General features: G+C 48.5%; 10 protein-coding genes. 5 read left to right on the top strand and 5 right to left on the bottom strand.

From position 1 onward, the window contains the following. Positions 1–314: 314 nt before the first annotated feature. The gene (locus E0E47_RS15020; RefSeq protein ID WP_130894043.1) at positions 315–1,751 is read right to left on the bottom strand and encodes an ATP-dependent DNA helicase; all 1,437 of its coding nucleotides are present in this window, start codon (positions 1,749–1,751) and stop codon (positions 315–317) included. Positions 1,752–1,848: 97 nt separating this feature from the next. On the opposite strand from E0E47_RS15020, the gene E0E47_RS15015 reads away from it, so the two are divergent. From E0E47_RS15015 to E0E47_RS15005, 3 genes are read left to right on the top strand one after another with little or no spacing between them, the layout of a single operon-like run. Beyond that, positions 1,849–2,523: a hypothetical protein gene (locus E0E47_RS15015; protein WP_008629761.1), complete on the top strand. Its 675-nt coding sequence runs from the start codon at positions 1,849–1,851 to the stop codon at positions 2,521–2,523. After that, the gene (locus E0E47_RS15010) at positions 2,504–3,319 is read left to right on the top strand and encodes a DUF3822 family protein (protein ID WP_130894042.1); all 816 of its coding nucleotides are present in this window, start codon (positions 2,504–2,506) and stop codon (positions 3,317–3,319) included. Before E0E47_RS15015 ends, E0E47_RS15010 begins: the two co-directional genes overlap by 20 nt. Positions 3,320–3,333: 14 nt before the next feature. Continuing rightward, positions 3,334–3,888 (top strand): RsmD family RNA methyltransferase, encoded by a 555-nt coding sequence (locus tag E0E47_RS15005; RefSeq protein ID WP_008629758.1) that lies wholly within the window; start codon positions 3,334–3,336, stop codon positions 3,886–3,888. Here E0E47_RS15005 and cls read toward each other — a convergent pair. After that, positions 3,860–5,326, bottom strand: coding sequence for a cardiolipin synthase (cls, locus tag E0E47_RS15000; RefSeq protein ID WP_008629756.1), 1,467 nt, complete (start codon positions 5,324–5,326; stop codon positions 3,860–3,862). The two genes, E0E47_RS15005 and cls, sit on opposite strands and share 29 nt — an antisense overlap. A gap of 164 nt (positions 5,327–5,490) precedes the next feature. Continuing rightward, the gene (locus E0E47_RS14995; RefSeq protein WP_130894041.1) at positions 5,491–8,469 is read right to left on the bottom strand and encodes a TonB-dependent receptor; all 2,979 of its coding nucleotides are present in this window, start codon (positions 8,467–8,469) and stop codon (positions 5,491–5,493) included. Positions 8,470–8,688: 219 nt separating this feature from the next. Between E0E47_RS14995 and aroB the strand changes: the two genes are divergently transcribed. Beyond that, a complete protein-coding gene (aroB, locus tag E0E47_RS14990; protein WP_008629747.1) occupies positions 8,689–9,750 on the top strand; it encodes a 3-dehydroquinate synthase in 1,062 nt (353 codons plus the stop codon). Between the two features lie 24 nt (positions 9,751–9,774). Next, a complete protein-coding gene (locus E0E47_RS14985) occupies positions 9,775–10,800 on the top strand; it encodes a family 43 glycosylhydrolase (protein ID WP_130894040.1) in 1,026 nt (341 codons plus the stop codon). Here E0E47_RS14985 and pgl read toward each other — a convergent pair. Together pgl and zwf are read right to left on the bottom strand one after the other, a co-directional pair. Beyond that, the gene (pgl, locus tag E0E47_RS14980; RefSeq protein WP_130894039.1) at positions 10,784–11,515 is read right to left on the bottom strand and encodes a 6-phosphogluconolactonase; all 732 of its coding nucleotides are present in this window, start codon (positions 11,513–11,515) and stop codon (positions 10,784–10,786) included. The two genes, E0E47_RS14985 and pgl, sit on opposite strands and share 17 nt — an antisense overlap. Continuing rightward, positions 11,512–13,029: a glucose-6-phosphate dehydrogenase gene (gene zwf, locus E0E47_RS14975; protein WP_130894038.1), complete on the bottom strand. Its 1,518-nt coding sequence runs from the start codon at positions 13,027–13,029 to the stop codon at positions 11,512–11,514. Before zwf ends, pgl begins: the two co-directional genes overlap by 4 nt. Between the last annotated feature and the right edge of the window lie 7 nt (positions 13,030–13,036).

Here is a 13,036-nt window from a genome sequence, read left to right as displayed (position 1 = left end):
ACCACACCCCGGCATCGAATAGCAAGTGGGGAGGAGCATGGCTCTTCCCCACCTTTTTATTCCTTTATCCTGACTTATGAAAATGCTATGAATTTCCAAGACATTCCATTCTTTCTCGCCCCATCCGGAAAGATTTTTATAAAAGCCTATCATACAATGCAATACAAATCTCCTCATATCCTTATATCAATCTGCGGAGAACAAAAAACCAACATGAGGAGAACGAAAAATCAATCTCAGCCAACTGATTTTCCGTTCTCCTCATGTTGAAAAACGCCACGGATGCACCCATCAGAAATCCGTACAGAAACATTCTATACCATCCTGCTTTCCACTTGATTCGGTGGCCAGTTCACCAGATACAAGGTTTCCGTGGCCCGGGTAAAGGCCGTGTACAACCAACGGACATAATCGGGCGTAAGCATGTCTTCCGTCATATAGCCCTGATCCACGAAGACCCGTTGCCACTGTCCGCCCTGTGCCTTATGGCAAGTCACGGCATAGGCATATTTCACCTGCAAGGCATTGAAATAGGGATCGGTTTTCAACTTTTTCAACCGTTCACGCCTCACCGTAATGTCCATATAATCCGCTTCTACGGCAAAGAATAGGGCATCGGACTGTTTTTTCGTCAAGGCCGGTGCTTCGCTCTGTAACGTATCCAACAATACCGTCGCCTCCAGCTCTACATCGTCATAATCGGGAAAGCGCAGCCACACATCGGCAAAGCGAAACCCGTACATTTCACGCGTACGCCGCACTTTCCGCACGACCGCCACGTCACCATTGGCCAAGAAATCGAAGGGACAGTCCTTCTGTCCCGCAGTCCAGAAATAATTGTTCTTGGCCACTAATAACTGGTCGCCTCCCGTAAGTTCTTCTTCCCGCCCTAAGATGCGCCCCCTTATGCCGTTGTTATAAATGTTGGCTCGTTTGTTCGACCGCGTCACCACGATGGCCTGGTCCAGTCCGCACCGGCTGTAAGCTTCTTCCAAAGCTTCTATCAATTCATCTCCGGGTACGCGACGGATATCGGGAAAACCCTGGATGCGCACTTGGGGCAATCCGGTGTACTCATCCGCTGTAATCCAATGTCTCAGGCGTGTGGCATTCCACAATATGCCGCTCTCGTCATGCTGCCGGACCACTTGCGTCAGTTCTCCTTCCCATACATGCAAGCCATATCCTTCCAATGCGCGTCGAGAGAGGGCCGGACTGAGTTCCTCCCCCACGGGAGGCAACTGTGCCGTGTCGCCCACCAACATCAAACGGCATCCCTCGCCCGAATAAACGAACTGTATCAAGTCGTCCAACAAGCAACCGGAACCGAAATGCCCCACTCCGCCGGTACTCCCCGAAATCATGGAAGCCTCGTCCACAATAAATAAGGTATGTTTCTGCAGGTTGACATTCTGTAAGAAATTGTCCGTCTCATTGGAAAAAGTCTTCTGACGGTATATGCGCTTATGAATGGTAAAGGCCGGATGCCCCGCATGCAGGGCGAAGACTTTGGCCGCCCGCCCCGTAGGTGCCATCAGGACGGTTTTCTGCTTCAAATCGTCCAAGGCCCTGACCAACGCGCTCAATACGGAAGTCTTGCCCGTACCGGCATATCCGCGCCACAAACAAAGCCCGTCCTTGTCCCCCGACAAAAGGAAATCTGCCGTCATGGCTATCATCTCCCGTTGCCCGTTTGTAACTTCAAAGGGACATTTTCCCTCTATAAACCGCTCTAAATCCTTATTTATCATAAAACCGAGATAAAAAGTTCGCCGAAAAGTCGAATATTAAATTTATTTATCTTACTTTTGCGATGCGAATGTAACAAATAAAAATTATAAATGTATCATGAAAAAAGCAATTAATGTCATCCTGGGCTTATGCGCAGTGGTTTTGCTTTATCTCTGCTACGAGAGCATCATGCAACCCATCCAGTTCAACAAGGAGAAGGACATACGGGAAGCAGCAGTTAAGGCACGTTTGATTCAAATCAAAGATGCGGAAGAACAGTACCGCCAACAACATCAAGGTGAGTTCTGCGACACGCTCGACGTGCTGATCAACTTCATTAAAACGGCACAAATCCCCCACGTGACCAAGGTGGGAGAACTGAGTGACAAACAAATGGAAAGCGGGCTGACCGAATCCAAGGCTGCAGCCATTGTAAACAGCGGAGACGCTGCCGCCATCGCAGCCAACGGGTTGCAGAATTTCCGTCGCGACACGACATGGACTCCCATGGCCGAAGCCATTGTGGGTACAAACGGTAACGCAGATTCACTCAAATTCATCCCGTATAGTGACGGACAGACTTTTGAATTGGAGAAAACCATCCACGTAGGCCGCTCCGGTGTGACTCAAAATGTGATGGAATGCCGTGCTCCTTATTCTGCTTACCTGAAAGGCCTGAGCGAACGCGAGATTTACAACCTGACAGATGCGGCTGAGAAACAAGGCCGTTATGCCGGACTGAAAATTGGTGACCTCATGACCCCGAACAACAATGCAGGAAACTGGGAATAATCAAAGTCAAACTTATAATCTGTCCATCCGCCTGCACGCGGATGGATTTTCTTTTTATAGCTACAACCCGGCAACGACGGAACCGGTAGCTATAGAAGACTATATTTATCATGAAGAAGAAAGCGTCGCGGAAACCCTGAAAAAGGCCATCGGGCAATCTGCCATAGTCCAAAAAAGGAATAACTCCGTGGTTTATGGCTTAGTGACAGGACTCTCCATGCAAGTGCCTTTAGAATGTTTCCGGAAAGAGGAAGCCCATGCGCTCTATCGCCTGACATATGCTCAGGAAAAAACGGGCAAAACCTATTATAATATCCTGCCCCATCTGGAAATAGCCCAGATATTTACAGTAGACCTTGAAGTGGAACGCATACTCAGCCAATATTTTCCGAGCATACGTTTTTATCACAGCCATACCATGATATTGGAAAAGCTGTGGCTTTTGTCCCAACAGGACAAACGGCAATTATACGCTTATTTCGACGAAAAAGAAGTTTTCGTATTCGGCTATCGGGAACAACGGTTATGCTATGCCAATGCCTTTTCGGCCGACATGGCAGACAATGCGGTCTATTTTATCCTTTCCGTATGGAAAGACCTGAAAATGGATGTACGTCAGGAGGAATGCATACTATTGGGCAACGGCAATATAAAGAATGACACGGCACGGATCCTTACCCGATACTTGCAGAACGTCAGAAACACGGATACGGCCGATATTTACCGCCGTTCCACGTTGGCACGGAATCAGCAGCTCCCGTTCGACCTGTTGGCCTTATGGGTTCATGTGATATAATATAAATCATCGTTATGAGAGTCATCACCGGTATATACAAGGGCAGGCATTTCGATGTCCCCCGCAGTTTCAAGGCACGTCCCACGACGGATTTTGCCAAGGAAAACTTGTTCAACGTACTCAACGGCTATCTGGATTTCGAAGAAGAGCCGGAGGCGTTGGACCTTTTTGCCGGCACCGGCAGCATTACCATAGAACTGCTTTCAAGAGGGTGCGGAAAGGTGGTTTCCGTGGAGCGTGATGCCCAACATTTCCGCTTCATCAGCCAGATTATCGACACGCTGAAAGCCCCCAACTGCCACCTTTTGCGTGCCGACGTATTCCGTTATTTAGACCGGTGCAATGAACAGTTCGACTTTATCTTTGCCGACCCTCCCTATGCCCTGAAGGAATTGGAAGAACTTCCCGACCTCGTGTTCCGGCACAACCTGCTGAAACCCGACGGCCTGTTCGTGTTGGAACATGGCAAGACCAATGACTTCAGCACACATCCTTCTTTCAAAGAACACCGCGCATACGGGAGCGTGAACTTTTCCTTCTTCAAAGCAAAGGAGACAGCAAGCGAATAGAGGATTCGGCTACACGGCACCAAATGGAACGTGTCTCCCACGTCTCCAAGTTCAACATCCTGCAATGGCTCTGGTCTTCCTGAAACACTTTTTTCATGTGCAATGCCGCCTCTTTGTCGTACACGAAAGCGTTTACCTCGAAATTGCGCTCAAAACTTCTGAAATCTATGTTGGTAGAGCCACAGGACATCAACGTATCGTCACACACCAACGTCTTGGAGTGCAGGAAACCTTTCTGATAAAGGTACACCCTCACTCCGGCACGCATCACGTCGTGAAGAAACGAACGCGAAGCCCACGTCAGGAACCGCTTGTCCGTGCGCTCCGGTATCATCAAACGCACGTCCACTCCCGCCAGGGCAGCCGTTTGCAACGCAAACAACATACGTTCCGTAGGCATGAAATAAGGACTTTGCAAGTAACAATACTGACGTGCACGCAGGAGCGCCAGAATCATTCCCTGCATGATATCCGGCCACGGTGCCGTAGGTATGGAGGTCACAATCTGTATCAAGGCATTCCGGCTCACGTAGGGTTCACGGTCGCAGGCCATGATCTTACGGCACTCCTCTTCCCGAGGATAATAGACTTGGTCTGTAATCGTCTGCCCGGCCGCCACATACCAGTCTGAAAGGAAGGCACGTTGCAAACCGCCTACGGCATTCCCCATGATGCGCACATGCGTATCGCGCCATACAGGTTGGCTTCTATCCACCTGATAAAAATAACGCTCAGCCAGATTCATGCCGCCCACATAACCGATAATGCCGTCGATGACCACAATCTTCCGATGATTCCGGAAGTCCACCTTACTGGTGAATTTCGGGAAACGTACCGGAAGGAAAGGCGCCACCTGTATGCCATCCGTTTCCATCTGCTTGAAAAAGCGGTTCTTCACATTCCAACATCCCACGTCGTCGTACACCAAACGCACGCTCACTCCTTCGCGGGCCTTGGCTGCCAAAGCCTCGCGCACCAGTTGTCCCACCTTGTCATCTTCTATGATATAAAACTCCACATGAATGTGATGCCGCGCCGCAGCTATGTCACGTAACAAGTTATCAAGCATTTCCTCTCCCGAGATAAAGAAACGCATTTTATTGTCAGGATAGGGAAACGAACCGCTTTGCCGACGGAACAACTTAATCAAAGGCTTATGCTCTGCCGGAAGTTCCGGAAAACCTCCCTGATAGAAACGCACGGCCGAACGACGTGCAAGCTGGCTGGCACACGCCCGGCTTACAAAATGTTCCCGCTTACGATTCCTACCGAAAAAAAAATAAATAACTAATCCGATGACAGGTAAGGAAAACAACACCATCAGCCATGCCACAGTCTTCACCGGCTGACGGTTTTCCAAAATCACCACCAGCATCTGGCTCAAAACTATAAACAAGTAAAAAGCACCAAGTACACTATAAATTACCACATCGAACACGTCTCAATCCGGTTTCTTTATAACAAACATACAAAAAAGTATTGAAATCCGGCCAAGAAGCGGAAGAAAAAGCAACACAACTCCACCAAAACATAAAAATAGTGGTCCAAAGTCCCGGAAAACGGAACTTTGGACCACCGTAATCAATGAATTTGGACACCCGCTTAAAAACGTGGACCTCCGAAACCGCCACGCCCCCTCCGGGGACCTCCTCCATGGCCTTTTCCTTCAGGCTCTTCACCTATAACATTACGCCCTCCCAACAAATTGAGCTTATAAATGAAATGGACCATGACGTAACTGTTAATGGAATTGTTCCAAGAGTCCGTACGTTGCGTAGCGGAGACCGAACGCCAAATGTTACTCCGTTCGCGCAAAATATCATACCACTTCACTGCGACCGTGGCAGCATTCCCTTTCAAGAAACTCTGCGAAAGTTCCGCATTCCAAATCAATTCATTAGTATTCATCGTCGCATCATCATATCCTCGACGACTGCTTTGGTCTATGTTGGACGAGAAACTCATGTTCCACGGCATATTCACCTGCACGTTTCCCCCATAAGAAAAGTTATACGTATCCAGATTCGCATTCTCCTGCAAATCGTTCCGGGCATGCTGGTAGTTGATGTTGCCATTCACTCCTATCTCAAGTAGGTCATTACGGAAATTAAACCTGACCCGTTCCCCAATATTGGAATTCTTCGTGGTACTCTTTTGACTGAGGTTTACGATTTGGTCGGATGTAACATCTTGACTTACATCCGAGTCTGAACTTATATAACCTACATCATTCGCATAATAGAAAGAGGTAAAAGTGAAAAAGTTGAAATACTTCTTTTCCCCGATTGCCGTATTGAACATCAGCCCCGTCCAAGTATTCCAATTACCGTCGATATTCATAGGCATGGTGGTACGCCGTCCCGAAGCCTCATCATAAAGCACGGCCGTGCTGATGCTGTTTTTCGTCATGTTCATGTTCATATGCACCATCCACCCGCGTTGCAAATCGGGGATGTAATTGTTGTAAAACAGTTCCATGCGGTTATTCCACGAAGGTTTCAACCCAGGATTACCTTTCGACACGTTCAACGGGTCTGAATCGTCAGTCACATCCAACAAGTTCGTCATTGAAGGTTGCGAGGAACGCCCGTTATAACGGAAACGCAACTGTCCGGTTTCAGAGAACTTATAACGGAAATCTATACGCGGCGCCCAATTGTGCACATTGCGCACCACAGAAGTATCAAGACTCCCCTTGGTATAATCCATATAAGTTTTCTGCGGCTGCACAGACACACCCGCACTGAAACGTATCTTGTCTTTCCCATAACGGAACATCACCGTAGCCTCCTGGTTATGCTCCTTGTAAGTGGCATACTGGCTGTTTTGGTAATTGCGAGCCAATTCCAACCAATCCACACCCGGAATATACTCCAAAGGGAATGCCTCGAGCTGTTCCTGTGTAATGACACCTTTGGACACCAAGCTATCCAAAGAATACATCGAACGGTCGGAATCCGAATAACGGTACTGGTAGCGGTAGCTGAACTGCAAATGCGCGCCCTCAAACAACGGTTCGCTATAGCTCAAATCCGCACTCCCGTTATAACTTTTCGAAGGGTTCGCATTATATTGGTGCATGTAAGATTTTTCGTTGTTCCCATCAGGCTTGCGCCGGAGGAAATAATTCACTTCCGATATGCTGAACGACTTGTTTTCCGAATCGGAAAGCCCTCCCCTCATACGCAAAGTAAGGTTGCGTCCTTTGCTGTTCAGGCGACGGTTCACCATTAGCATTCCGTCCACGGAATAGCTTTTCCCGTCACTGTGGTTCCAACGCCTGTTATCATTCACCACGATACTGTCTGCCACATAATCACGGTATTGCGAAAGCGGATCGGACATGCCCCATGCGTACGGGTCATCATTGAACGTCACGCTACTGCTCTGCCCGTTGCTGTAATTTTCCGAATAAGAGAAATTGGGACGGAACATGATGCGCGTCATCGTATCCGGCGACCATTCAAGCCGGAAGTTAGAATTCACGTTCGTGTTACCCGACCGTGTCCGGCCAGAATTATTGGAAAAAGAACTGTTCGCCCCTGCGGAAAGGAATGTTTCGGAATTGGTAATGGAAAGTTGGTCCGTGTTACGATGGTAATAACGTGCATTCCCCCCCACCCTCAGGCGGCCTGCCTCATTTTCTTTCTTTCCGTTCTCCCATACGAAGTCGATTCCCGCCTCTTTCATGGCCTCCCGTCCGTTTTGGTTCAAGTTGTTGGCCCCCCCGAGCCCAGTCACGCGGAGCTTGTCTGTGAAATGGTTCACCATGAAACGTCCTGTATATCGCTTTTCCGTACCATATCCCCCGTCCACATTAGAAATCCATCCTTTTTTCATTTCCAGTTTCACGGAAAGGTCGATAACCGTCTCTTCCTCACCGTCCTCGATACCAGTCATCCGCGTATAGTCGCTCTTGCGGTCGTAAGACTTTATCTTTTCAATCATATTGGTCGGCAAGTTTTTCATCGCCACCCGGGTGTCGTTGTCAAAAAATTCCTTGCCGTCAATCATGATTTTCTTCACCTCCTTACCGTTGATGGTAATCGTCCCGTCTTCCGCGACCTCAGCACCGGGCAATTTCTTCACCAACTCTTCCAAAGCCGAGCCTTCGGGCACTCGATAAGCACCGGCATTGTAAACGAAAGTATCCGCCTTCATTTCCACCTGTGCCTGACGAGCTGTCACTTCGATCGCATCCAGTACAGCCGCATTAGTCTCCAAAAGGATGGTGCCCATTGCCATCGAAGGTTTTGAAGCCGCCACCTGTACATCTTTATAATAAGGCTTAAACCCCACCGAAGTAATTCTGAATATGTATTTCCCTGGTTTCACGCTTTTGATGGAAAACTTACCGTCCAATCCGGAACTGGCCCCCGCAACCAATGTACTATCTACAGGTTTGAGCAACACCACTGATGCTGAAAAAGCCGGCTCATTAGTGTCTTCCTCTATCACAGTTCCACTCACCGTCACACTCTTACCGGCAGTTTTCTTTTGTTCTCCAACCGCCGCATCCTGCGCCCATAAGCACAAGCTCCACATACATAGCACAAAAGCTAGCACGTTTCTTTTTTTCATGTTTATCCAGATCTTAAAATTAATTTTTAAACGCCATTCGGTAGTATGACGAACAACCCACCTATCGGTTTAATCCAACGGGTGCTTTTTAACAAAAAAAAATGTATTTATCACCTAACCACCTGCAAAATTAAATAATCCACAAGAAATAAAAGGCAAAATGGAACATTATCTTCCAAAAAACCTATCTTTGCAATCGAATTATCATGAACATGCGCTATGCAAAAGCAGAAAATCATTATTTCACAAAATCTGAGGGAGAGTTTGGAACAGGCCATAACCCACCAACCTCATGACAAGTTATTTGTCCTGACGGATGAAACCACATATAAAAAGTGTTGGCCGGTTATCTCCGGTTTCCCGTCCATGCAACAGTCTGAACACATCGTCATCAGTGCCACAGACGAACACAAAAGCATAGAGACCCTCATTTCAGTATGGACCGAATTAAGTCAAAAAGGCGGCACACGCCATTCCCTGTTGGTCAATTTAGGCGGGGGAATGGTAACCGACCTTGGAGGGTTTGCAGCCTCCACTTTTAAAAGAGGTATCCCGTACATCAACATCCCTACGACTTTGCTAGCCATGGTGGATGCAGCTGTAGGCGGAAAAACAGGCATTAACTTCAACGGTTTGAAAAACGAAATAGGAGCTTTCGCACCCGCCGCAAGCGTATTGTTGGATACAGAGTTCCTGAAAACACTGGACTACAAGAACATCTGTTCCGGATATGCGGAAATGCTGAAACACGGCCTTATCAGCACAGAAAAGCATTGGGCAGAATTGGTCTCATTCGACTTGGACGACATCGACTATCTCCAACTGCAAGAGATGGTGGCCCAAAGCGTAGCCATCAAGGAAAATGTCGTGGCACAGGATCCGTATGAACAGGGTATCCGCAAGGCCCTGAACTTAGGGCATACAGCCGGGCATGCACTCGAAAGCTTGGCCTTGGCAGAAGAGCGTACCGTACTGCACGGTTACGCAGTGGCCTGGGGATTGGTATGCGAACTTTACCTGAGTTGCCTGCGAGAGGATTTTCCAAAAGACAAGCTACGCCAGACTACAGAGTTCATCAAAAGGTACTACGGTGTGTTCCCTTTCGACTGCAAGGCGTACGAAACGCTATACCAATTCATGACCCACGACAAAAAAAACACGTCGGGAGAGGTCAACTTCACACTATTGGGCGGCATAGGAGATATCCGTATCAACCGTACAGCCGGAAAGGACGAAATCTTCAACATGTTGGACTTCTACCGTGAAACCATGGGTTGCTGACACATTTTTAATTTTAATATAAACATGATGAAAAAAACATTAACCATTCTCGCCATGGCCGGTTTGCTGGGCATCCCGGCACATCTTTCGGCTCAAAGAGCCAAGACAGGAAATCCCGTACTCCCGGAATTTCATGCCGATCCTGAAATCCTGTATGCGAAACAAACCAACAAGTACTACATCTATTCCACTACCGACGGAACTCCGGGATGGGGCGGATACTATTTCACGGTCTTCAGTTCCAAAGATTTGACCGACTGGCGCCACGAGGGTATCATGCTCGACTTGGGTACCGACCAAGTGAAGTGGTCCGACGGTAATGCGTGGGCACCGTGCATCATCGAAAAGAAAATAGACGGGAAATACAAATATTTCTTCTATTTCAGCGGCAACACGCCCAACGGGAAAGCCATCGGAGTAGCTACCGCAGACCATCCTTGCGGACCGTTCACCGATGCCGGACATCCTATCATAGACCGTCGGCCTGAAGGTCAGAAACACGGGCAGCAGATAGACGTGGATGTGTTTGAAGACCCCGTAAGCGGAAAAAGCTATCTTTATTGGGGCAACGGCTACATGGCCGGTGCAGAACTGAACGAAGACATGATGAGCATCAAACCGGAAACGGAAACACTCATGACCCCACAAGGCGGTACGCTGCAAGATTATGCCTTCCGAGAAGCTCCTTACGTGTTCTACCGCAAAGGCACTTACTATTTCTTGTGGAGCGTGGACGACACAGGTTCTCCCAACTATCACGTAGCCTATGGTACAGCCAAATCTCCGCTCGGACCGATTGAAGTAGCCAAAAATCCAGTTATCCTCATCCAACGTCCCGAACAGGAAATCTATGGCCCGGCACATAACGCCGTCCTACAGATTCCCGGTAAAGACGAATGGTACATCGTATATCACCGCATCAATAAGAATTATATCAAACATCAGCCGGGCGTACACCGCGAAGTATGTATCGACAAAATGGAATTCAACGAAGACGGCACCATCAAACCGGTCATTCCTACACACGAAGGAATCAAACGGGTGAAATGACCTGAATATCGGTAAACAATTCCGCATGAAGCGCGGATTGCCACACATAAGCAGCCGGATAACGGTTGCGCACTTCAGGGCAGGATAAAGACTGTATAACGTCGGCTTTATCCTGCCCTGTGACATAAAACCATGTATGACGGGCACGAACCATGACTTCACCGGTCATAGCAATGCGACGTTGGCCGGTGACGGGATGAGTGCTAAGTACATAAGGAGCCAAAGTATGAAGCAACTTTTCCTGTCCGGGAAAGACAGAGGAGGTATGCCCATCTGCTCCAATACCTAATAACACAAAATCAAACACTGGTATGCGCCCGTCCAATGGTAATTGCGACAACACCATCGAAGAATAGCGCAAAGCTTCTCTTTCCGCATCCTCTTGCCCTCCGCGTATCCGGAAAACCTGTTCCGAAGTTAATGGAACCTTATCCAACAAATGTATCTTAGCCAACCGGTAATTGCTGTCTTTGTTCCCAGAAGAAACACAACGTTCATCCACCCAATACACTCGGAAACGATTCCAAGGCGTCAATTCAGCGAACTCCTCTACCCACACATCAAACAAGACAGCCGGTGTACTGCCTCCTGAGAAGGCAACATTGACCATGTCGCCTTCACCCCCTGTCCCGGAAGGTTGCCTAATGGCAGCTAGCATATTCCGAAGCAACATTCTTGCCGCTTCACGGGCATTATCCGCTACATGTATGTTCATAGCTCACAATATAAATGAGTATTCGTCAAATTCTTACACGGATTGGTCCACGACGCTCCATGACGAGCCATCAGGCTATCTGCCTCCAACGGCCCCCACGAGCCTGCCGGATAACCGTAAAGCGGGCATTCCGGCACATCCTGCCAATATTTCAGTATCGGATCGAAAAAATGCCATCCGCTTTCTACGGCATCGCTACGGATAAACAACGTAGGGTCGCCCGCAATACAATCCTCTATTAAGCGTGCATAAGCATCCTCCGTAGGCAGGCGACCTAATTCGGCATAACTGAAGTCCATATCCATCGGGAGTACTTCGAAGCCTTCACCCGGCTTTTTCATGCCGAGACGCAATACAATCCCTTCATTGGGTTGTATACGTATCACCAAACGATTGGGTACCGGACAAGTACCTCCTTCGCAACGGAACAAGGAATAAGGTGCCGGCTTGAAGTGTATCACAATCTCACTCACTTTTGTAGGCATCTGTTTACCCGTGCGGATATAAAAAGGTACGCCGCCCCACCGCCAGTTGTTCAACTCCAACCGCATAGCCAAATAAGTTTCCGTCCGAGACAAAGTTGGCACTTGCTCTTCCTCTCTATATCCCTTACGGCCTTCAGAAGCCATATATTGCCCACGCACCACCGAATGACGGATGTCTTCTCCAGTCAATGGCGTCAAGGACTGGTAGACTTTCACCACCTCATTCCGGAATCCCGAAGCATCAAAGGCAGCAGGAGGCTCCATGGCTGTCACAGCCAACAACTGTGCCAAATGGTTCTGCACCATGTCGCGTAAGGTCCCTACTCCGTCATAGAAACCTCCCCGCGTCCCGATTCCCATATTCTCCACGGCCGTAATCTCTACGTAATCTATATAATTCCGGTTCCATAAAGGCTCGAAGACACTGTTGGCAAAACGGAGAGCCAGTATATTCTGCACCGTCTCTTTCCCCAAAAAATGATCGATGCGATAGATCTGCTCTTCCCGAAAGGCATCCAAATAAATACGGTTCAGTTCCAACGCCGACGACAAGTCATAACCGAAAGGTTTCTCCACGACGATACGCCTGAAACCATCGCCATCCCGATTCAATCCCTCCGCCTTCAAATGGCGGGGAATCACGCCGTAAAGCAACGGCGGAGTAGCCAAGTAATACAAATAATTATGAGGATTATCTATTGTCCGATCTATCTCCTCCAAGCGTATCCTCAACTCCGCATAAGCTTCCGGCTTCGAAGGATCGGCTGAAAGATAATGCAAGCAGGACAAAAATGCATGGATTGCTTTTTCGTCCACCTCGTCCGGTCGTACGAAAGAAAGCAACCCCTCACGTATAGATGTACGGAAACGGTCATCATCATAAGACGTACGCGCCATCCCCAACACAGCAAAACGGCGGGGCAACCGTCCCGCTTTATATAAAAGGTAAAGTGCCGGCATCAGTTTACGCCTTGTCAGGTCTCCCGACGCGCCAAATATCACAAGAGTCAAAGCATCCGGTTTGTTCATATTTCCT

Source organism: Paraprevotella xylaniphila YIT 11841 (genome assembly GCF_900683745.1).
GTDB classification, from domain to species: Bacteria; Bacteroidota; Bacteroidia; order Bacteroidales; family Bacteroidaceae; genus Paraprevotella; species Paraprevotella xylaniphila.
Note: the sequence above shows the minus strand (reverse complement) of the source record. Positions and strands in the feature narration are given on the sequence as shown.